The sequence below is a fragment of the Rhodococcus sp. MT28 genome (assembly GCF_058792695.1).
In genome coordinates, this window is sequence record NZ_JBXAFD010000017.1 from 24,447 (window position 1) to 44,579 (window position 20,133).

20 protein-coding genes are annotated in these 20,133 nt (G+C 61.8%); 6 read left to right on the forward strand and 14 right to left on the reverse strand.

Features of this window, described 5'->3' with window-relative positions; genetic code table 11:
* Positions 1–21 precede the first annotated feature (21 nt).
* The 12 genes from AC1Q6C_RS30470 to AC1Q6C_RS30525 form a co-directional block, all read right to left on the reverse strand.
* Positions 22–1,650, reverse strand: coding sequence for a hypothetical protein (locus AC1Q6C_RS30470; protein WP_051649738.1), 1,629 nt, complete (start codon positions 1,648–1,650; stop codon positions 22–24).
* 130 nt (positions 1,651–1,780) lie between these two features.
* A complete protein-coding gene (locus tag AC1Q6C_RS30475; protein ID WP_054186969.1) occupies positions 1,781–3,268 on the reverse strand; it encodes an SCO6880 family protein in 1,488 nt (495 codons plus the stop codon).
* An 87-nt stretch (positions 3,269–3,355) separates the two neighbouring features.
* Positions 3,356–5,023, reverse strand: a complete 1,668-nt coding sequence (locus tag AC1Q6C_RS30480) for a hypothetical protein (RefSeq protein WP_143542587.1) — start codon at positions 5,021–5,023, stop codon at positions 3,356–3,358.
* A 9-nt stretch (positions 5,024–5,032) separates the two neighbouring features.
* Positions 5,033–5,701, reverse strand: coding sequence for a DUF8175 domain-containg protein (locus AC1Q6C_RS30485; protein WP_075835961.1), 669 nt, complete (start codon positions 5,699–5,701; stop codon positions 5,033–5,035).
* A 36-nt stretch (positions 5,702–5,737) separates the two neighbouring features.
* Positions 5,738–6,511 carry a DUF8175 domain-containg protein gene (locus tag AC1Q6C_RS30490; protein WP_054186967.1) on the reverse strand — a complete coding sequence of 258 codons (774 nt, stop codon included), beginning with the start codon at positions 6,509–6,511 and terminating at the stop codon, positions 5,738–5,740.
* A gap of 15 nt (positions 6,512–6,526) precedes the next feature.
* A complete protein-coding gene (locus AC1Q6C_RS30495; RefSeq protein ID WP_054186966.1) occupies positions 6,527–6,937 on the reverse strand; it encodes a hypothetical protein in 411 nt (136 codons plus the stop codon).
* A 29-nt stretch (positions 6,938–6,966) separates the two neighbouring features.
* A complete protein-coding gene (locus tag AC1Q6C_RS30500; RefSeq protein ID WP_223304642.1) occupies positions 6,967–7,266 on the reverse strand; it encodes a hypothetical protein in 300 nt (99 codons plus the stop codon).
* 60 nt (positions 7,267–7,326) lie between these two features.
* Entirely contained in the window at positions 7,327–7,905 is a 579-nt protein-coding gene (locus AC1Q6C_RS30505) for a hypothetical protein (RefSeq protein WP_128638054.1), read from the reverse strand.
* On the reverse strand, positions 7,902–8,546 hold the full coding sequence (locus tag AC1Q6C_RS30510) for a hypothetical protein (protein ID WP_042925518.1): 645 nt from the start codon (positions 8,544–8,546) through the stop codon (positions 7,902–7,904). The genes AC1Q6C_RS30505 and AC1Q6C_RS30510 overlap by 4 nt, the downstream gene beginning before the upstream one ends.
* Positions 8,543–9,634: a C40 family peptidase gene (locus tag AC1Q6C_RS30515; RefSeq protein WP_054186964.1), complete on the reverse strand. Its 1,092-nt coding sequence runs from the start codon at positions 9,632–9,634 to the stop codon at positions 8,543–8,545. The genes AC1Q6C_RS30510 and AC1Q6C_RS30515 overlap by 4 nt, the downstream gene beginning before the upstream one ends.
* A 3-nt stretch (positions 9,635–9,637) precedes the next feature.
* Entirely contained in the window at positions 9,638–10,240 is a 603-nt protein-coding gene (locus tag AC1Q6C_RS30520) for a lytic transglycosylase domain-containing protein (protein ID WP_051649742.1), read from the reverse strand.
* A 97-nt stretch (positions 10,241–10,337) separates the two neighbouring features.
* A complete protein-coding gene (locus tag AC1Q6C_RS30525; RefSeq protein ID WP_223304643.1) occupies positions 10,338–11,705 on the reverse strand; it encodes a cutinase family protein in 1,368 nt (455 codons plus the stop codon).
* 1,106 nt (positions 11,706–12,811) lie between these two features.
* Between AC1Q6C_RS30525 and AC1Q6C_RS30530 the strand changes: the two genes are divergently transcribed.
* The 3 genes from AC1Q6C_RS30530 to AC1Q6C_RS30540 all read left to right on the forward strand — a co-directional run bounded on the left by AC1Q6C_RS30530 (position 12,812) and on the right by AC1Q6C_RS30540 (position 15,213).
* Entirely contained in the window at positions 12,812–13,306 is a 495-nt protein-coding gene (locus tag AC1Q6C_RS30530; protein ID WP_075835969.1) for a helix-turn-helix domain-containing protein, read from the forward strand.
* A gap of 152 nt (positions 13,307–13,458) precedes the next feature.
* Positions 13,459–13,659: a toxin-antitoxin system gene (locus AC1Q6C_RS30535; protein WP_143542588.1), complete on the forward strand. Its 201-nt coding sequence runs from the start codon at positions 13,459–13,461 to the stop codon at positions 13,657–13,659.
* 384 nt (positions 13,660–14,043) lie between these two features.
* Positions 14,044–15,213, forward strand: a complete 1,170-nt coding sequence (locus AC1Q6C_RS30540) for a replication protein (protein WP_099698440.1) — start codon at positions 14,044–14,046, stop codon at positions 15,211–15,213.
* A 12-nt stretch (positions 15,214–15,225) separates the two neighbouring features.
* Here the strand turns inward: AC1Q6C_RS30540 and AC1Q6C_RS30545 are convergent, their stop codons facing one another.
* Positions 15,226–16,272 (reverse strand): GAF domain-containing protein, encoded by a 1,047-nt coding sequence (locus tag AC1Q6C_RS30545; RefSeq protein WP_143542589.1) that lies wholly within the window; start codon positions 16,270–16,272, stop codon positions 15,226–15,228.
* A gap of 88 nt (positions 16,273–16,360) precedes the next feature.
* Positions 16,361–17,380: a cytochrome P450 family protein gene (locus AC1Q6C_RS30550; protein ID WP_492667007.1), complete on the reverse strand. Its 1,020-nt coding sequence runs from the start codon at positions 17,378–17,380 to the stop codon at positions 16,361–16,363.
* A gap of 174 nt (positions 17,381–17,554) precedes the next feature.
* Here AC1Q6C_RS30550 and AC1Q6C_RS30555 point away from each other — a divergent pair, with 174 nt between their 5' ends.
* From AC1Q6C_RS30555 to AC1Q6C_RS30565, 3 genes are all read left to right on the forward strand, one after another.
* Positions 17,555–18,184: a GNAT family N-acetyltransferase gene (locus AC1Q6C_RS30555; RefSeq protein ID WP_223304644.1), complete on the forward strand. Its 630-nt coding sequence runs from the start codon at positions 17,555–17,557 to the stop codon at positions 18,182–18,184.
* A gap of 760 nt (positions 18,185–18,944) precedes the next feature.
* Positions 18,945–19,586: an AAA family ATPase gene (locus AC1Q6C_RS30560; protein WP_054186954.1), complete on the forward strand. Its 642-nt coding sequence runs from the start codon at positions 18,945–18,947 to the stop codon at positions 19,584–19,586.
* On the forward strand, positions 19,583–19,951 hold the full coding sequence (locus AC1Q6C_RS30565; RefSeq protein ID WP_232318982.1) for a hypothetical protein: 369 nt from the start codon (positions 19,583–19,585) through the stop codon (positions 19,949–19,951). Before AC1Q6C_RS30560 ends, AC1Q6C_RS30565 begins: the two co-directional genes overlap by 4 nt.
* Positions 19,952–20,133: the final 182 nt, after the last annotated feature.

Here is a 20,133-nt window from a genome sequence, read left to right on the forward strand (position 1 = left end):
TTCCTGTGGGAGTGGGATTTCCTACGCTGCATGGTGGCCACCGGATTTGATGTGATCGAACGCGCCGTCGGTGTTGTAGAGCGCGATTTCTTCCGGGTCGAGGGTGACGCTGACGGGCAACCCCATCCGGGATCCGGATTTGATGAGGTACTTGCCACGACCGGGGTGTCGTTGTCCGGGGACCCACGTCGGGGGTGCGGACCAGCGGACGACCATTTCGCGTTCTTTGGAGGTGAACGCGGTGATCGCGTGCAAGCGGTCGACTTCCGCGTCGTCCATGCCGCCGAGCAGTTTGACGCCGTTGCGTGCCGCCATGCCTTTGGCTTTGGCGCGGTCGGACTCGGTAGGCAGAGCTTCGAGGTCGGTGATCGAGTGAGTGGACTGCAAACTGACCACACCGCGGTGCCGGTTCAGGCGTGTGATGCGGTCGGACTTTTCCACCAGACCCGGAGCTGCGCGTAGCGAGCGCCACAACTCGTCCTGGATCTGGAAGACGTTGCGCCGAGACCCGGCGGCCTGGCGACCTTCGATGACGCCGGCCGACCACGTCCAGGCGCAGAGCATCGCGGCCGCGACGACATCGTCTTCGTCGTCCTCGACTGCGGAGAGCGAGAGCGAGAGTGCCGGGCTGCTGGCCCGTGCCTCGAACGAGGACGGGCGGTCGAACATCCCGGAAATAGGGCCGCTGACCAGCAAATCCAAGGTGTTGACGAACTCACGGATTTCGCGGGCGTACTCGAGGTCGGTGTACGCGACCATGATTCTGCGCAGCGGGTCGGGACCGGCTTTGATCACCTCGACCACATCGGGGATCGTGGGGTCGGGAAGACCTGCGCGGTGGTGGCTTTCTTCTGCGATGTCCACGGCTGTGGCCAACAGCAGACGATAGGTCGACGTCAGGGCGGCACCGCCGATGATCGTGACCAGCGATTCGAGCAGAGCCAGTCGTCGACCGCGGGAGATGGAGAGCAGCTGATCTCGTTTGGTTCCGACCGATGACATGATCGCTTCACGCATCGGACCGAGGTCGAGCGGGTTCAACGAGTGCAAGCCGCGCCCGATTCTGAAGACCTCACCGCCCATTTCGTCGACGATGGCGCTGTACTCGTCTTTGAGGTCGCCGGGAATGATGCCGGCGAATCCGTAGGCGACCAGCCCCACCAGCAAGCGTTTGGCAGCGGTGGACTTACCGACACCTGGTTGCCCCTGGACCCAGATTCCGGTGTTGGTGACCAGTCCGTCGACGAGCCACTGAGAGGGGTCCACGCCGATCGGTTCCGCCGTGTGCAGGTGCCGTCCGAACGGGACTCCACGTACTCGCGCGCCTGATGACGCAGGGAACGGATAGATGCCCTTGACCTGAGCGGTGGTGCCCGAGAACAGTTTTCCAGCGTCGACGTTGTGCGCGTAGCCGCCGAACTCGCGCTTGTCTCCGCGAGCGGGCGGTACCGGACCCAGTTCGGTGAACGGCATGAACGGATTGGAATGGGTATAGGCGGGAGCGTCGGGATCGAAGGACTGGGCCTCGATCTCCTCCTTACGCCACGCCGGGACGATACCGAGCTTGGCGAGCCAACGCTCCGCCACACCGGCCTGAGCGGCGGTGCGCTGGTGCTCGCGCACCTCACGATCTTCGAGGCCGATACTCATCGCGTAACTCCCAGCGCCCTGGCCGAGCCGAGGTGTTCGAGAGGGTGTGTCATGTCGTGTCCTTCGAGGAGTGAGGTTTCGGAGGTGTGAGCGTTCGATTTCGCGTGCCGAGGCGCAGGGCGAGAAGGCTCTACCCGAGCCATCTCGTGTTCGCGTTGCGGCTCAGCGCGGATGTCGGATCGATACCGAGACCGAGGGACGCCGCGAACGTCGCTTCCTGTGCGCCGCGCGCTCGGCGGAACCGGAATTTGGTGTTGCCGCACCGTTCTTCGACGTCAGCGCATGCCGCTGCGAGGGTGGCCTCGTTGCGGACTGTGGTGGTGACGTACATCGTGAATTGCCCGAGACCTGCGCCGAGGGATTCTTCCTGAGCTGCCTTGCGGCTGCGGACACGGTCGTCGTGATCGCGCTGTGTCTCGTCCTTTTTCGTCTTGGAGTTGAAGATTCGGCGCAACGTTCCACCGGCGATTTCCTTCTCCACGATTTCCGATGCCTGCGCTGCGCTGAACGGGCGATACACCATCGAGAAGCGGCGGTAGTACTTGCCCGGGGAGACGAGGGGAAGCAGAACATTCTGGCGGACAATGCCATTGGGGACCGAGCGCAGCACCCATGACACCGAATATCCGGAGTCGTGCTTGTAGACGTCGGTCTTCTTGTTGCCGTCGGTGCGAATCGGTCCCGCATCGCGCCACGCGATCAACTCGTCCTCTTCGCTGTCACCTTCAGCGAGGAACATCCGGATGGCGGGGTCGAATGCGGCGCGGATACGGCGGATCAGGAACGGCGTCGTGGCCCTGCCGGTGACCGTTGCCCCGGATGCAGCCAGTGAGGACTCGATGCCGGGGAGCCAGCGCACCACTTCGGCGGCACCTTCGAGAAGTGTCTGCGGTTCCGTGCTCGCTTTGGAGAGGTCGAAGTTGATCGTGACCACGGTGCTCACGTCGGCGGTCGAGGACCGTGATGCCAAGGCCAGGTTGCGCATGATGCGGGTCGCGACCTCGGGGGCGTCGTCCTCGATGCGGTCGAGGACGTACTCGCGCTGGTTCACCCCGCCGGTCGGGGAGGATTCGACAGTGAAGACGATCGAAGAGATCATCGGCCGGTATCCCAGGTCAGCGAGCCAGGCGCCGTATCCGTTCATCCAAGCGATCGCATCAGCTTCGTCGGCGAGAGTGATTCCGACCGGTGAAACCCGCAAGAACGCGGACACGATTCCCGTGCGGCGGTTCCAGACCAAGCACTGTTTGCCACCCAACCCGTCGTCGACGGTGACCGGCTGCAGCGGTGCGAGAACTCCAGGCAGATGATCGTTTCCCGGAACCTCGGTCAGCACGTCGGAGGAGAAAGCGTCGGTATTGGTGGCGTTCCCGCGCCAGCTCTTCCATTCCCACGCCAGATGCCCGACGGCAGTGCGTTCGGATCCACCGAACGGCACCACCGTCAGTGCCAGGACCGGCACCGCGAGAAGAATGAGCCAGACCATCAGCATCAGTGAGAATTGTGAGCTGATTGCGATCGCCATGACTGTGGCGACGATGATCGCTGTGCCTGCGCCACCGATCTTGCCGACTCCGTACCCCCTGATGGGACGGTATCCGCCGAATCCTGGTGCCATGATGTTCTCCGTTCGATAGAGATGAGGGGAAGCCGATGTCGGCTTCGTTGGAGCGGAAAGAGCTTGTGGGGCGGGCGTATCGGGGAGTTACTGCATATCCGGCCCCGTGTCTTGAGACATTTCCGAGGCGGCACCTTCGACGGCGTCGAGAGCTCCGTCGACCGCTTTGAGAGCTGCTCCCGCTGCTAACGTCGCACCGCCCGTCGCGGCGGCTGCCCCGGCTCCACCGGCCGCGGCCGCGCCCTCTCCGGCCCCTGCTGCACCGCCTAGATCCGGGCCGATCGAGCCGGGATCGGAGGGGGTTTGCGGCCCGCTGGCGTCCGGGTTCTCCGTGGTTCCGGGTCCGAGATCGGCGTCCTGTTCCCCGCCGGAGGTGTCGGCTCCGGCTCCGGTTCCGCTACCGGCATCCGAACCGGAACCAGTGGCACCCTTCTCGGCGGGCGCTTCACTGAGACCGCCGCTGTTTCCGGGGCTGGGATCGACTTCGGCAGAAGAGGAATCGGGGCCGGTAGCGTCCATGAAGCTGGACTGCTCGTCACCGCCGGACTTTCCCGAGCCCCCTCCTCCACCCATGTTGTTGGCCAGTGCGGCAGCTCCCAAACCTCCGGCAATTCCGCCAGCGAGCACTGCGCCGGCCCCCGGACCTCCGGCCACTTTTGCTCCGGTGAAGGAGAAGAACGCCATCATCGACGGCAGGGCGATGACGGTCAGAGCGATCACCATCAGCCCGGTGACCAGGGTGGACATGGACTGGTCGGTGCCGATGAGTTTGAAGCCGATCGAGTAGCACATCGCGGCGATCGGCTTGAAAAGCACCAACGCGATACACGCGCCGGCAATTCGGGGGAACCACTGCTTGCCCCAGGTGGTCAACTGTCCGGCCGCGGCGAAGAGGATCAGCGCGTAGAGCACTACGATTCCGGCTTGCCGGATGAAGCCCATCACCCACTGGATGAACGAGAGCAGGGCAGCGAGGAGCCCGAGGAACAGAACACCACCGGGGTTGCCGATGACGGAGGTGCCGAGCATCAATTTGATGCGTTGGCCGAATTCGTTGGCGCCGTCCTCGACCATCTGTTTCGCGAAGTCGTCTCCGGCGTGCAGTGCGCCGGAGAGCACCACCATCGACAGTGAGGAGATCAAAATGTATTTGACTCCGCCGACGAGGATGTCGGCGGCGGGTTCGGTGCGGCGCGAGATCATCATCACGATCGCCATCGACAAGATGCCCGCCATCATGATGAATCCGATGACCTTCTGCACCGGCGCTTTTCCTGCGAGCACGTTCGCGTAGCTGATGTCGATCGACTCGGTTTTGATCCACCAGGTCATCGATTCGACGAGGAAATCTCCGGCGAAGGTTCCTACCGATTCGGCGGCATTGCCGAACGCAGAGTCGGCGGCCTTGTCCAGCATGCGGCCTGGTGTTCCAGCGATGTCGATAGTGGTGTTGACGTCGCTTTCACCGTCGAGGCGCGCCGTGAAGGCGGTGTTGTCCTCTGGGTAGGTGTACGACATGGCGGGGTTCTCTGCGCAGGTGGGGAACTCCGGGTGCTCTTTGCACGAGATGACGCCCTTGGGGTCACGCCAGGTCTTCTGTTCGGCCGTGAGTTCTTCGTAGCTGGTGGGTGGCGTTGCCGGATCGGCCTCTTGCGCGGAGGCGATCGGCGTAGACAGTGCCAGCAAAGCGAACACCGAGAACATCAACAGCACGAGGCGAGTGAGGTAGCGACGGGGCGAAGGTGAAAGGTTCATCGACAGTCCTCAGAAGACGGTGAAGTCGGCAATGGAAGTGGAATTGGGGAGCGAGGGAAGGCCGCTGACAAGTTGGTACTGCCAGTCCTTGCCGTCCCAGAGGACCGCTCGGGCTGTGAAGTCGTAACCGCCGGTGGGGCTTTGGGTCGCGAAGTACATCTGCACGAAAACATCGGAGTAGTGGACGATCTGGAATCCCGCTGGCGCGGTGAACCGTTGCGAGAACTGATCGGCAGTGAGGTTTCGGACGCGGGCCACCTCTTGGCGGACCTGTGTCCGATCCGCTTCCGTGCCTCGAACCTGCGCCGCCATGACTTGCTCGTAGTCGGCACTCGCCGCCAACCGCGTCGAGATCTGCCAGGCCGCGACGACCGCGCCTTGGGGGGTGTGGCTGTATCCGGAAGCGATGGGGCCGGAGACGCGGGCTGGGCCGTCGACCTTGGAGAACGGCAAACGCACGCCGTCGATCAGCTTCCACTCGAGCTTGCCGGGAAGTGCGTTCGTGTCCGGCCCGGTCACTTCACCGCGGGGGGGCGGGGTCGGGGCACTCACGGGGTCGGGACGCGCGATCAGGATCGTGATCAGCGCGAGCACTGCGATCACGGCGGTACCGACGATCACGGGCAGCACCCAACGGGGACGCCGGGAGGCGTTGAATTGGTTGGTGGTCAATGACATCGGTACGTCAACTCCTGAGTCGGCGAGGGAGACGGGTTAGAGGCGGGTGAATGTGGAGAGGTCGGTGGTGTCGGGAAGCTCCGGCGCGCTGCTGGACATGCGGCCGGTGTACTTCCAGTCCCCGCCGGACCACTCCACCGCCGTGCGGGCGATCCGGTAGCTGCCGGTCTGTGTGGGATACGCGAAATAGATGGTTGCGGCAGCGTCGGAGTAGCCACCGACTTTGAACGCCGCAGGTTGCAAGGTGGAGGTGCCCACCGCGTCTGCATCGATACTCGGTTGAGCGCTGCGTGCGGTGAGCAGTTGGCGGCGTTCGTCCTCGCTGACCGACGTCTGCTGATCGACCACAGCCGCGAAATCGGGTGAGAAGATCAGACGCATCGAAATCTGCAGGGCGGCGACGGCCGCGCCTTGCGGGGTGTGGGTGTACCCGGATGCAAGAGCGCCGGAGATGTCGGTTGGCCCGTCCGACGCGCTGAACGGCAACGGGACACCGTCGACCCGCTGCCACGAAATTCCTTGCGGCGGCCGGGTGAGCCAATCCGCATCGGAAGACGAGCGGGCTGGTTCCGGAACCTGAGGAACCAGAGAACCCTTCGCGGCCGTCGAGGCCGGCGACGTCGCTGCTCCGGAGGAAGCGGTCTCGGCCGTGTCACCGCCCTGTGCCGCCACTGGTGGTGGTGGGTTGTCCCCACCGCAGGCGCTCGCCATTACGAATATCACCACCAGGACTGCGACGACGCCGGCGGCGATCATCGCTGGCTCACGCCAGGACTTCTTCGGGGCGAATTGCTTTGTGGTCAAAGGCATATGGTTTCTTCTTTCTCAGCCGGTGAACAGTCGAATGAACGTGTACGCCGCCCCGGAAATGATGGTCGCGACGACAACTGCAGGGAGCCCGTCCACGGCCTTCTTCGCCGCTTCGGAGCGGCCTTTGATACCGATCACCATCAGGGCCGCGACGATCAGAACACCGAGGACTCCGGCGTACCCGGTGAGGGTTTTGAGCCACCCGAGGGTGGTGTCGATGAACGAATCGAGATCCTGGGGTGCTTCGTCGGAGGTACCGCCGAATTCGTCCCAGCGCACTCCCCCGGTCCCCGCATCCTCGCTGGGGTCAGCCTCCGTGGTCGGCGCAGGCTGCTGATGCAGCACCACGGCGTGCTGCGGAACCGGCGTTGCGTGGGCGGGTGCTGCGGAGACGACGAGACCACCGGCGGCAATCATCGTCAGCACCGCTGAGTAGCATCGTCGTCTCCGCATGGTCACTGGAACGCCTGGATCAGACCGGCTGCGCCGCCGCCGAGAACGACTGCGAACAACGCCCATGGCAGGTGTCCGAGAGCGGCTTTCGCGACTTCCGACCGGCCCTTGATGCCGACGACCGCGAGGCCGGCGCAGGCAAGGAAACCGAGCATCGCCAAGATCATGAAACCGGTCTTCGCGTATCCGATCAGATCGTTTCCGCGGTCCCCGAGCTTGCCGGGAAGCGGCTTCGGCGGCGGGTCGGGAACGTCGATCTGGGCCAGGACGTCGACCGTGTGTTGTGCGAGGTAGATCATCATCGGTGGTTGCCTTTCTTGTGTGAGAAGGAGATGAGGCGCGGACAGGCGGGGTGGGGCGGGCTACGACACACGGGCGTGGGGTGGATCGTTGCCCTGCTCGCGGCCGGAAGCCGGAACGCTCGCGTGGGTATCGAGATCAGCGGCGATTTCACTGTCTGAGCGTTCGTACGATTCGAACGGGGCAGGGCGAGAGACCAGTGGCGTGACCGCGTCGAGGATCACACCGCGTTCCTTGCGGGTGGTCAGCGCCCATTTCAGGGGTTTCTGTGCGAATACGTGCTCGACTACGTAGCTCCACGGGTCGTCGCATCCGGCGAGGGCGCTGATCCAGCTGACGCGGGCCACGCCTGGGAGGTTCGGCTCGCACATCTTCAGACGTTGGCGGACCGGCGGGGACCATCCTTCGGGCGAATGCGCCACGACGACCAGGACCGGGCGTACCGGCATCGCCATCGCTGCGCCGATTGCCGCCCGTACTGCCGAAGCGGTCGACTCGGTGACCAGAACGTCGACGACCTGTGAGCCGTCGCCGGCGACGACGCCGACATCGAGGCCACCGATCAGGGTGGCGATCATCGATGTTCCGACTCCCCCGCCGATACCGCCGATGACGGGTTGACGCACGGTGGCGGCGTTCATCGCGGCACCACCTTCGAGACCAGCCACCCTCCGGGCGAATGGCTCAAGACCATCGAGACGACGATGCTGCGATCAGGTAGCGGACCCTGCGCGGTTGCGACCTTCTGCGTGACGGTGAGCAACCGATATGCCGAGGTGGCCGTATCCGGCGGGGCTCCGGTTTCGGATGCGGCCCGAACATCGCCGTCACCGACTGTGAGGACCGCGTTCTGCGCGGTCAGTTCCAGCCAGTCGGAACCGGGACCACTGACCGGCGGGAAGTTCAGAATCGAGTGCCCGAGATCGGATTCCAGAAGAGGTACCGCCCGCACGCGGGCGTCGTAGGCACTCAAATCCACGGTGGTGTCCCAGCTGTACCAGACCTGGGCTACTGCAGCAGCGACCTCGTCGGGATTCTCACTATCGAACGGCGCCAATGGGGGCAGCGCTGTGGGAGCAGGTTGCGGGATGACCGGTGGAGTCGCGGGGACTCGGGAAGTCGTTGCGGTCGGCGTCGTGAAGGGCGTCGACGTCGAGGGTGTGGCGACATCGGTGGGTGAGGGCGAAGTGGACCCGCACGCGACTGCGCTCAATCCGATCGCCGCCACTGCTGTCAGAGTCATGATTGTGGTCGAGAGTTGCGTGTGCTGTGTGGTGTTCATCCGAACCTCCGTACGTACATTTCTTCTCCGGCCCAGCCGGAGAGCGGCATGATCGAGACGACCTCGCCGGACTGTGGTGCGTTGAGGAGCTGGTCTGCTCCGGAAGCGTCCTTGCCGTAATAAATTCCGACGTGGTGGGTACTGCCCCCGGAACCGAAATAGATGAGATCTCCCGGCTGCTTCTGATCGAGCGGAATCTCCTGTCCGCGTGGGTCGTACAGCTGCCCGGGGTTCGAAGTGTCACCGGTGTAGTGCGGCAAGATCAGTTGCCCACCGGATGCTTGCGCCACCGCGTACAAGGTCAGTCCTGAGCAGTCGAAACCGACTTTGTTGAAGTCACCGAGTTGGTCGGCGCGGCCGCCGCCGTCACTGATTCCCTTGGTAGGACCGTTCGCGTCGCCACCACCCCAGGCATAAATCGTTCCCTGCCACTTCAACGCCGCCGCGATCACGTTCTGCCCGAAGGGGCCACCAGGTTTGAACTGCGGACCGTTGGCCCCCGCGCTTCCGATCTGGGTGTACTTCGCGAGCTTCGCCTTCACCCCCGGCGCGTAACCTTCGGTCTCGCCGTTGGTGATGTTCGGGCCGCCGTTGGCGAGCACACAGCCGTAGCCGCAGTTGTAGGCGTTGAGGATGATGTCCGTAAGGTCACCGCTGATCCGTCCCGACGCGATGTCCCTTTTTGCCTGCTCAGCGGTATCGCAGTCGAATTTTCCTTGCGCCATGATCGCGTCCGGAGGATCGAACGGCGAAATTACTCCGTTCCGGTTGGCATCGATGGCGTAGGACGGCCACGTGTAAGGCATGAACTGTGACAAGCCCTGGGCACCTGCCGGCGAAACGGCGGCAGGGTTCCAACCCGACTCCTGTTCGATCTGCGCGGCGATCAGTGGAGGGCTGACTTCCGCGCACATCGAACCGGCTTCGATGACCCACGCCTCGAATTCGGGTGGGACGGTGCCAGTGGCCAATGAGCCTTGGCTGAAATCGGATGACGGCGAGGTGTCTTCGAGCAGCACTGCGATCATGATGATCGGCGCGAGAATGAGCGCGAGAACAGCCGCCACCAGGGTGCCGGTGGACTTCATGAGTTAGTTCCCGGACATCCGAGCTTTGACCGAAGCGACGTACTCGGCGCTTTCACGGTTGAGTCCGCCGGAAGCGTTCGCAGGATCGATACCACCCGCTGCAAGAACACAGCCGTACCCGCAGTTGTAGGAGGCGAGGACGATATCCGTCAGCTCTCCTTTGATGTGACCCGCTGACAGATCAGCGTTCGCCTGTTCCGCTGTCCGGCAGTCCAATTGAGCGAGCGCCATGATCGCATCTGCCGCGTCCAGGGGTGAGCTGACACCGTTGGAGTTCGCATCGACGCCGTGCTCCGCCCATGCTTCCGGCAGGAACTGGGCCAGCCCTTCGGCTCCTGAAACGGATCGGGCACTCGGGTCCCACCCGGAATCCGTGTCAATCTGAGCCGTAATCAACGCGGAATCGATTTCAGGGCACACATTTCCGGCTTTGATGAGCCAGGGGGCGTACTCGTGCGGATTCGAAGAATGAGTGGCAGCGGTGCTGCGCTGATCGACCTGATCGACGGAAGTGGTCAGCCATAGGAATGCAGCGGGTGTGATCACTGCAGCTGCTACGGCACCAGCGATCGCCGCGATCCGGCGAGATGATCTGTCCTTGGTCATGATGAAAGCTCCCCAGCTAGTAAACGAACGAAAAATGTGTCGATCTGGTCGTCCTTGATCCCCCACTCCCATAGGTGATCAAGGACGAAAAGCCAGTTCAGGCGGCTTGCGCCTTAGCGGTAATCCACTTCACGGCCCACTGGGTCGCTGAATCGCCCGCTGCGTCGACGGTGTAGCTGCCGTATGAGCGGTGTGCATCGAGCAACAGGTACGCGGCAACTTCTGTGGCCTGCTGAACCAGTTCTTCCGGATGCGTCAGCGAGACCAACGCATCGAATTCGGGCATGTTGACGACCTTCGCGACGTCGTCGAGCATCGTGGAGGCGAACACCACCCGAGCCAGCTCCATCGGAAGCGTGGCCGGATTTACGGAGGCAGCAACCGTCAACCTGGTGAGCTGCGTGGTGACCGAGGACGCCGCCTTCTTGAGGTCGGCGGGGCTTGCCGAGGCAACATTGCGGACCAGTTCGAGTCCCTTGTTGAGTGCGTAGTCGGGGATGTCCTCCGGTGTCAGATTCAGCAAGGGCACGATCGCGGCGATCGCCTTCGACTTGCCGGACAGCGAGCAGATCGAGTCGTTGGGCGCACAGAAACTCGCGACCCGCTCGGAGAGCACCCCCATACCTTTGTCGCGGGTGCCGAGGACGCCCTGGCCGGTGACGTTGGGGCCGATCATCGTCTCAGCCGTAGGTGCGAGCTTCACCGGATTCGTTGTTGCCGCATCCGCTTCGGGATCAGGGGTCGAGGGGGAACGCGACGGATCGGCGAGCAGGACACCCGCCAGGATGCGCGACGGATCGACAACGCCCTGACGGTTTCCGACTGCGGACAGGAAGTCGCCGGCAATGACGGCGCCTTGCGAGTATCCGAGAATGACGAACTTCGACAAGGGGCACGCCTTGGCGAGCTGTCCGGCGCGAGCCTCCAAAGCTGCTAGACCTTCAGCGCGAGACTCCTTGAGAGTGACCGAGTTTCCCGTCACCACTCCAGCGACGGGGCCCCCGACCTGCGCGACGTACGGGATCTGTTCGGACACAACCCGGATCTCCCGAGCTTTCGCACGAGGTGTCGAAGACGGGGTCGACGGCTTGGACGTCGATGAGGAACCCGAGGAGGTAGTGGGCGAAGCTTTCGTGGTAGTGGTCGTGGTGCTCGTGGAAGGCACGGTCACGACAGATGAAGCGCCAGAGGACAATTCCTGCTCTACCGGACCGGTGATCTGGGCGAGCATCCCCGGCACTGTCTTCCGATCTGCACCCTCATTCGTCTCCCACGTCCCCGGAGCCGCCAGCTGGATGACATCGCCACAATCGCTGGTGTCCACGGACGGGGTTTCAGCCACGGCGAAGGCAGGTGAACCACCTGCCAGAAACATCGCCACGACCGCAGCCACAGCTGCGCTCGTCACCGGCCGCATACGAGTGGAGAACCGAAGTCGGCTCCCCGGTACGTCAGTCGAATTCATAGATACTCGTTCCTTCTTCTCAACCACCACGGGATTCAGCAGAGTCGTGCTGGTCGCGCGACCCCCGAGGGAAAGCGGCCCCAGGTGTGCGCGGGAGTCGCCAAACGCCACCGCACACCTGGGACACGTATTTGGGTCGGACATCCGGCATGCCCAGAAAGCGCAGAGAGACATAGTCATGACTGCTCATCGACGAAGAACCGACGGAAGAATGCTGAAGCCGTCGGGATGCTGGTATGACCCACGGGGCACACACGGAAGAAGCCTGAAACGGCAATGTTCACACAGACGGCACCGGGTGCTCTAGCGGAGCATCGAACTACGCTCGCGAACAAGGGAATACAGCGCGGGGTGGGTGCACCCACCCGCTCTCCGGGCAGGGGGAGCGAGGCGGGTGCTTCACGGACCGCATCATCGAGCAGCACAGGGGTTGCTAGATGAGGGGCCGAGTTTGAGGCGGTAGAGCCGCGCGCAGGTACAACTAGGTGCCCGGTTCCCACGCACGCGGAAGCTTGTACGGTCGCTACCTGGGTTATGCAAGCGGTATGGGTAATTTGAACAGAGCTGTTCCCCATGGATGCCTCCGGCTGGTTGCGGTTTGAACCAGAACGCATAGGCTCGAAGGCCTGCGGTCTGGGCGCCCTAGTGCGTGTCGCACTGCAGGTTGAAAGGGATCCCAGGGGCGGAACGCGACGCCAATCACAAGTCCGCTTCTGGGGTTTTCTGCACGACAAGGACCGGCACGATTCAAATCGGGCCGGTATTCGTCGTGGAGTCGAGTGTCACGAGCAGGCCGAATGCCGCTCTGTCCGTAAGAAATAGTCAAGACGCCTGCCCCTGCCCGGGAGAAATTGGGCACGCCTGAATACGGCTGTGCCACTCGCGTAGTGCTGCATCTGGAACCGACGTCGACAGGATCCAGGAAACCCCCGGGAGGGAGCGCAAAGGCAGCGTATAGCGAACTGCGTGGTATGTGCAACTCCAACACGCTCCAACCCCCCAGTCTTCGGTTCTAGTCCCTCGTGGCCGCCTCGACCATTGCGTACACCGTAGCATGCAACAATGATCCGCACTAGTTGTGGGTATCACTCCAGGGAGGCGCAAGAATGAGCGAGCAAGCAGGCGATCGAACCCCAGGAGTTGATGAAGTGCCATGGAGTGGAGTGCGCGGCTTTCGGGCTGACAAGCTCCGTGAGTTGCGGACCAAAGCGGGATTCACGCCTGACGAGTTTTCGGTCCGTCTTAAAGTGAGCCGCCAGTCCATTTCTCATTGGGAAACAGGCAGATCAGTGCCACCGCCACCAATGCTCAAGCAGATCGCACAGCTCTTGATGGTGTCCATCGTTGTTCTGGTGCCTATACCGGACAACCAGCTGCGTATGGGGGATTTGCGGGTGCGGGCCGGGCTCACGCAGAAGGAGGCGGCTGAGCTCCTCGACTTGTCGTCCTCGACGCTTGCAGAGATTGAAAAAGGCCAGAAGCCGGTCAATGAACAGCGCGTCAAGGCTATTGCGGCGCTCTACAACGTGGAGAAGTCGTTAGTCGTCGCGGCATGGGAGCGCGGTCGAGCGACACGCGAAGCGCGAGCGCAATCCAAGTAAGAAAGTCCGCAACTGCAATCCGGGCCGGTGCACTGATTGGGATCGAAACCCAGCCCTCTACGGCGTGTCGGGTGCAGTGCGAGACGCATTACTGGCACTGTGGGTGGCGAAGCTGTCACAGCATGCAGTTGTGGGCGAGAGGAGAAGGTGAGATGCCGGCCATCAGTAAAGGTGAGCGTGAGCGCTTGACGACTCGGGTCCCGGCCGCTGTACATGCCGAACTGGAACGCCGGCGGTTAGCGGCCGGCGTGAGTTCCGAGAGTCAGTACTTGGCGGATCTACTCTCGATCTTGACCGGCCACAAGGAGCTTGTCGTGGAACTTGATCAGGAGGTATTGCCACTGACTGCGTAACGGGAACTCTTCTCCCGCAGGAGAATACGAGATAATTTCACACGTTTTGCAGTTGCACGAAACCCCCTAGAAATCGAAAATCCCCCGGCGGGCAGGCCGAGGGTTTCGAAGTGGGTGAGATTCGAGTTTGCCGCTCGTCTCTCGGTCGTGCGATTGCGCTTCCCCGAAGGGACTGTCTTGCGTGACAGGTCTCAGGGTACATCGCGTCCTGATGCAAAATCCATAACCGATTTATCGCGTGTCTCAGCGATGGAGCACACGCCCGCACCCATACAGCGCCCGTACTGCGGCAGCAGCCCTACGCGACGCCGCTACGGAACCGCTCGTACACCGCGCAGAATGCAGGGGCACCTGTACGGGCACCAATGCCATGCCCTTACCCCGATGCTGCTCAAAACGCTCGGCAAGGAAGCCGCATGCCGACGCTATTGCAAGGTCGCACTCGAGCTCGAAGACGGCGCATACGGCGGCATCGCTCGATGGCGAGGCGCCCAACACTGGGTCGAGATCGTCGTTCGGTGCGCGTTCACCACTGAATACACGCGGATTCGACCGATCCTTGTTCAGACCTCTGGCGGGGGAATCAGCCTCAAGTCCCTATTGGCAGTTGCCACCGTCATGGCCGAAGCCGCCGATTTCGACACCGGCCGCAACTCACGCATGACCGTGGAAACCATCGCCGAACGCATCAAGGGCGGCGAACGCACAGTCCAACGAGCACGCCAAGCCCTCAAGCTGCTGCGCGTGGCCACAGAAGTGCTTCGCGGCCGACTCCGCACCAAGGACGAGCGGTATGCCTCATGGAGGTTCAACGACAAGGCCCGCGGCTGGGCCTCCGTATGGGCATTGCACCCGAGCAAGCCTGTGGATAAAACCCGCATCATCGTCGCAGGATCCATACAAATGGCACCCCACCCGCGTAGCGGTCACTTTAAGAGCTTTTCCTCTCGTAGAGAGGTTCTTAATACAAAACGATCTGTGGATAAACGAGCCGCTTCGCGGCGCAAGGGGTCCAAGGTGGAGGCCGAGAAGGCCGAAGGCGTCCGGAAGGGCCTGTTGCTCGCATCCAAATGGCTCAGCAATCCACGAACTCCCGTCTGGGCGCGGCGGCACACCCCCCGAGGATGGGCACCCGCACTGACCGAACTAGCCGCACACGGTTGGACGGCCGCGGATCTCAACGACACGATCGACGCCTGGAGCAAGGCCACGCGGATGGCACCAGCCCCGAAGCACCCCATCGCGTTCATCCGATGGCTCATGAAGCAACAGGATCTCGCCTTCGCGCCACACGTTCTCGCCCAGATAGCCGCTGACCAGCAAAAAGCCGAACGCGAACGACAGGCAGCAGCGTTCGAGGCGGACCGCGGACGGTACGCAACCGCAGCGCCCGCGGACTCCCCCGGCCGCCGGGCTGCGATGGCTGCCGTTCCCAATGCTGCCGCGGTCCGTCGTCGCCGGCAGATCATCGAGCGGCGTGCTGCCGCCGACGCGAGGGCAGAGCTGTGTGCGAAACAACGTGGCGCTGAAAACAATTGGGGTCACGGCCGATGAAAGCATTCAACGTCATTCGGGAGATCCCACTGGCGATGTGTGCTCCGGGCTTTCTGTGGGGTCAGGATCAAAAGACTCCCCGGCGATCACCATTTCGATGAAGGCAAGGACAGGAGCTCCACCCTGGCGAACCACCGAACCTGTGCAATCGACCACGGTCCAACCACCTTCGACGCGGCGGAGGCGAACTCCCGTCACCTCAGCTCGTTCGCGACCTTCGACAAAGATGCTCTGAACAGCTTGGAAGATGCGAACCACATCGTCGGGATGAGGCGTATCGCGATCGTCCACCGTTCCCTTCCACTGGATTCCTGGAGGAGGGTCCGTCATCCACATCATCAACCGAGCCTTGTGCAGATCGAGGACACACATCGGATGCCGATCTTGAAGCGCCGTGACAGCGGACAAGGCCGCAGCGTCGAAGCTGGGTGAGGGATGTTGATCATCCCGAACAACGTGGATAACGCCGGTCCATCGGTCGACCGCTGTACTGCGGCGGGACATAGACGTCCAAAGATGGACTGCACGACCGCCAATCTCGATTGTCGCTGCTCCAGACCACTTATCGAGATTGCCTACATTCAGGACTGCCATCATCATCCCGAAGGCGTCCGGGACATGGATGTATCGCAGGACCTCGGGAAACGTAATGCCGTTTCTGTCTACGAGTTCGCGTCCGCCCATTGCTTCCACGACTTTCTCGCCAGCATGGAACATCCGGCGATTTGCATCAAAAACGTAACCGCTTGCCGCTGGTGGGGCACCGAGTTCTTCACCCTCAGCTGCCACTCCTACCGAGACACCGCAGACCGCATCGTGGGGACCGAGTACCGGTACGACCGCTACCAATGCACCGGAGGGCACCCGAAAAGTGTTCACGTCCCCGCTGCGCCCCGTGCTGGCTGCCGCAGCCAGCACCTTCATCTGTTCCTCACGCCGGAGCCCTGGCCAAAGATCCTTCGAGGCTCGTTGAGCTGAAACCCACGCCTTTGGGACCCCGTCGGACTGGATCACCAGCGGAGGGCCATCGAATGTGGTGTCGAGCAACAACCAAGGCATGGCGGAGAACATAACGGAAAGGTCACACAGATCAGAGCTTTAGCAGGGCTAATTACACCCTGGAAGTATCCATTCCGCGCGATTACACCTAATTGCCCAAACTGACCTGCAAGGTTGCAAGACTCTGTGTGGCCCAGGACTTTTTGAATGACTGATTGTTGGACTCCTCACATAACTTGAGATTTGTGTAACGTTTCATCAGTACGCGAATGGATTCCATCACCTCGCTCGCGGCCAACGCCGCACCGGGACACGAGTGCCTGCCATAACCGAAAACAACGTCCGGACGTCCCTTTCGACCAGGATCCTCGTTAGCCGATCGCAGTGCTAACACCACCGTTTCCCCTCGTGGAATGGAATGTTCACCTACCTGAAGATCCACCAGCGGAAATCGGCGCAACGCATAGTTGACGGGAGCTGCGACTTCGATCGCCTCGTCGACAAGCCTGCTCAGCTCAGCGGTGTTTCCCACAATTGCAAGCACTGGTTCGCGAGGCCGGCGCAGGACATCGGCGAGGACAGCTGAAATCAGCGCTGTCACGTTCTCGAAGCCTCCGATGATGGTGGCGAAAGCCAAGGAGATCAATTCCTCCTCAGTGAGTTTGTCAGTTCCATCCCGCGCCGCGATCCAATCGGAAAGCAGGTCAGGCCCAGGATTCCGCCGCTTGCCCTCGACAGCGGCCATTACGAGCATCAACATCTGCCCTAGGGAGTCCCGAATCCCTGCACCGGCCTCCGATGTATCAATACGGAACATCGGTCGCGCGGCTGCCTGGAAAGCTGGCAATTGATCCTCTGGCAGACCCAGCAACCGCCCGATCACCAGCGCCGGAAAGGGCTCGCACCAGTCCTCGACCAAGTCGATCCAGCCGGAATCCGGAAGCGTCGCGACAAGCTCCTCAGCAGTTTTTCGAACGACTTCTCTTTGCGCCGGAAGTCGGCGGGCAGAAAATGCAGATTGCGCGAGGCTCCGCACCCGGCGATGTCGAGCGCCATCCATATTGAGCAAATTCGCGTCTAGCGCGGGCGGGAGGCTTTGTCCGAGGAAACCTGTTGACGAGTCCGCCTTGTCGGCCGACATCAAATTGTCTGCAAGGAGGCGAGTCACCTGGTTGTACCCCCCAACTATCCACACAGGCGAGCCGTCTGGGTAGTGGGATCGATGCACCCCACCTGAATCGGAGCGCAACCAATGATGCACCGTGGAAACGTCAGGGTTCCCGGAAGCAAACGGGCACATGCCAGAACTCATACCGTTCAGTCTGCCAAGGAAGGTTGCACAGTGCCTCAACCAGAAGATGAACGAATGGTGCAAATAGCGAAGTCCGGTCAGCTCACCGTCTGCATTGATGTCCTGGCGCAAGCGTTCTCCGACGATCCCTTGATGGCTTACATCTGGCCAGACGCAACGAGACGCCGCGCGGCTTTATATCGGTGGTTCGCTATCTCGATTCGAGGCCATCATTTTCATTCAGGTCGAGTCGATTTCACCGGGACGTCAGTGAAAGGCATCGAGGCCGTTGCAGTCTGGGATTCCCCTGGCCAATGGCAGACATCTGCGACATCCACGGTGAGGTCTTTCCCGAAATTGCTGTCGGCGTTGCGTACGAGGATTCCCGCCGCACTTCACGTTCGCAAAACGCTCGACGCGCACCATCCTGACAGGCCTCACTGGTATCTGTCCAACATCGGCACATTGTCATCGGCCCGAGGACAAGGGCTTGCTGGCGCACTACTAGAGCACCAACTTGCAGAATGCGATCGCACTGAAACGCCCGCCTATCTTGTTTGCACGATGGATCGCAATATCGGCCTCTACGAACATTTCGGGTTTACCGTCACCGAAGAGTTTTCGCTTGAGCCCGCCACTCCCCTATGGAGTATGTGGAGGGAACCCGCGCACCAGCGGTGATCAACCTAGCTGTCGGGAACGCCCGGAGTTTCACACGACCAAGCCCGCAGCATGCAACAGCCCGCGTTTCCGCTCATCCATCACAGCTCTACCCCGGCGGAGGGCGAAGATGGAGTGACAGTTTTGGGGCCGTCACGGCGCAATGTCCGCCTGCGATCGTTCGATACGCAGCTGTAGAACACGGCCCGATGCATGCAAACGGCGAACGGTCGGTCAGAGGTTCCACCGGAAACTAGTTTTTTCGAACTTTGCGCTCTCAAAGTTTCGTCCCCGGGAGAAGCGTGATTGCCCTCGTTTTTTGAGCAGAGCCTGGAGCTATCCTGGCGTCCTGATCTCCCCGACCAAGCCTTGTGAAGCACTTGAACAGGCATTTTGCATACGTAGATGCGGATGTCCGTATCTACGGAGATCCGCTTAGGGTGGCGACCGAAACGTGGTACAAGTCGGGTATTCACCCCCGCGGCAGCTGGGCCCGCGCAAGCGGGGGCGAGGTGCGGGCTCAGGGACTGAGATGCCTCACTTCGATTTTGCACAGATACGTAGACGCGGCGATGCGGAAATACGGAAATGCGATTATGCGGAAAGTCGTGTACGCTGAAATACGCGTCTCCGCATCTACGGAATAGCGGAGAGGCGCATTTCCGTATTTCAGTGTCTCCGTAGTGATGTGTCACACCATCCGTCTTTGATTTCGACGACTTGAACGCAGCACTTCGGGAATGGTTCGGGGGTCTGCTGCAACCACTCGGAAGGAGTGCAAATGCTTGTATTCACAGTCACGAACCTCAAAGGAGGTTCGACCAAGACCACGACGGCGGCCTACCTGCTGCACGCACTGCACGAGGCCGGCCTGAACGTGTTGGGCGTGGACGCGGACGGCGAGAACGAATCGCTCCTGAACTGGCAAACCCTGGGGGATTGGCCCTTTCCGGTGATCGGAATGCCGGTGAACAACCTGCACAAGCAGCTGCCCGGCATCGCCAACAACAAATACGACGCTGTCGTTATCGATACGCCGCCGATGAAGGAGCAGCGGGGAATCGTGCTCTCGTCGATGCGAATTGCAACCCACGTCATTTGCCCTCTCGCGCCCACCACCATGGAATTCAGCAGGTTGCCCGCAGTTCGGGAACTGCTCGAAGAGGCAAGTGATTTGCGAGGCGACGGAGCAGCAGACCCGATCTTTGCGGTGCTTCTCACTCGCACCATTCCGAACGCCAGTTCGACCGAAGTGTTCCGCGAAATGATCACTGAGGCGGGCGATCGCGTGCTTAAGGCGACAGTAGGCCGGCGAGAACAGTTCGCGCAGGCATTCGGTCTCCCGATCGACAATGCAGCAAACACCGCCTACGGCGATGCAGTAGAAGAGCTCTTGGAAATCGGAAACGAGGATGCGGCATGAGTAACGCCAAGGACCGGATTCGCGCAAGCGCCGAGAGGGCGCAAAGTGCAGCGAAAAGGGTTCCCGAACCAACACCTGGCGTGACCGATGAACGGGAACAGCCCGTTGCGGTGGAAGACGCTCAGGCTGCACCGAGAAAACGCGAGCAAAACGTCGTTCCTCCCTTGCAACGGAGTGTGCGCAAAAACGTGGACTTGTCACCGGACCAGAACGACAGGCTCGGAGACTGGCAGCGCGCCGCAGCCAGAGACTTGGGAGTTGCTCGAGTGACTGCCCAGGAGATTCTTGTCGTTTTGGTTGAACGTCTATTGGCTGACGAAACCCTCAGTAACCGGGTGAAACGTGACGTTCTCGCTCGACGCTGACCCATCTGCGTATTTACGCATATCCGTAGATGCGGATATACGTTAAAGCTGAAAGGAGCCCCACCGGGAGGCAACCCGGCGAGGCCCCAGACCGGGAACCCGTGGAAGACATCTCACGGGGTGTAGGAGTCAAGCCGCGATCGGTAGGGGAGGTGGGAATGCGTGCAGTTCGTCGAAGAGTT

Coding starts and splice junctions, on each gene's coding strand:
- AC1Q6C_RS30490 (WP_054186967.1), bottom strand. CDS start 6,511: ATGCCTTTGACCACAAAGCAATTCGCCCCGAAGAAGTCCTGGCGTGAG.
- AC1Q6C_RS30535 (WP_143542588.1), top strand. CDS start 13,459: ATGCCGGCCATCAGTAAAGGTGAGCGTGAGCGCTTGACGACTCGGGTC.
- AC1Q6C_RS30485 (WP_075835961.1), bottom strand. CDS start 5,701: ATGTCATTGACCACCAACCAATTCAACGCCTCCCGGCGTCCCCGTTGG.
- AC1Q6C_RS30510 (WP_042925518.1), bottom strand. CDS start 8,546: ATGAACACCACACAGCACACGCAACTCTCGACCACAATCATGACTCTG.
- AC1Q6C_RS30540 (WP_099698440.1), top strand. CDS start 14,044: ATGCTGCTCAAAACGCTCGGCAAGGAAGCCGCATGCCGACGCTATTGC.
- AC1Q6C_RS30505 (WP_128638054.1), bottom strand. CDS start 7,905: ATGAACGCCGCCACCGTGCGTCAACCCGTCATCGGCGGTATCGGCGGG.
- AC1Q6C_RS30500 (WP_223304642.1), bottom strand. CDS start 7,266: ATGATGATCTACCTCGCACAACACACGGTCGACGTCCTGGCCCAGATC.
- AC1Q6C_RS30560 (WP_054186954.1), top strand. CDS start 18,945: ATGCTTGTATTCACAGTCACGAACCTCAAAGGAGGTTCGACCAAGACC.
- AC1Q6C_RS30525 (WP_223304643.1), bottom strand. CDS start 11,705: ATGAATTCGACTGACGTACCGGGGAGCCGACTTCGGTTCTCCACTCGT.
- AC1Q6C_RS30475 (WP_054186969.1), bottom strand. CDS start 3,268: ATGGCACCAGGATTCGGCGGATACCGTCCCATCAGGGGGTACGGAGTC.
- AC1Q6C_RS30520 (WP_051649742.1), bottom strand. CDS start 10,240: ATGACCAAGGACAGATCATCTCGCCGGATCGCGGCGATCGCTGGTGCC.
- AC1Q6C_RS30545 (WP_143542589.1), bottom strand. CDS start 16,272: ATGCCTTGGTTGTTGCTCGACACCACATTCGATGGCCCTCCGCTGGTG.
- AC1Q6C_RS30515 (WP_054186964.1), bottom strand. CDS start 9,634: ATGAAGTCCACCGGCACCCTGGTGGCGGCTGTTCTCGCGCTCATTCTC.
- AC1Q6C_RS30565 (WP_232318982.1), top strand. CDS start 19,583: ATGAGTAACGCCAAGGACCGGATTCGCGCAAGCGCCGAGAGGGCGCAA.
- AC1Q6C_RS30530 (WP_075835969.1), top strand. CDS start 12,812: ATGAGCGAGCAAGCAGGCGATCGAACCCCAGGAGTTGATGAAGTGCCA.
- AC1Q6C_RS30470 (WP_051649738.1), bottom strand. CDS start 1,650: ATGAGTATCGGCCTCGAAGATCGTGAGGTGCGCGAGCACCAGCGCACC.
- AC1Q6C_RS30480 (WP_143542587.1), bottom strand. CDS start 5,023: ATGAACCTTTCACCTTCGCCCCGTCGCTACCTCACTCGCCTCGTGCTG.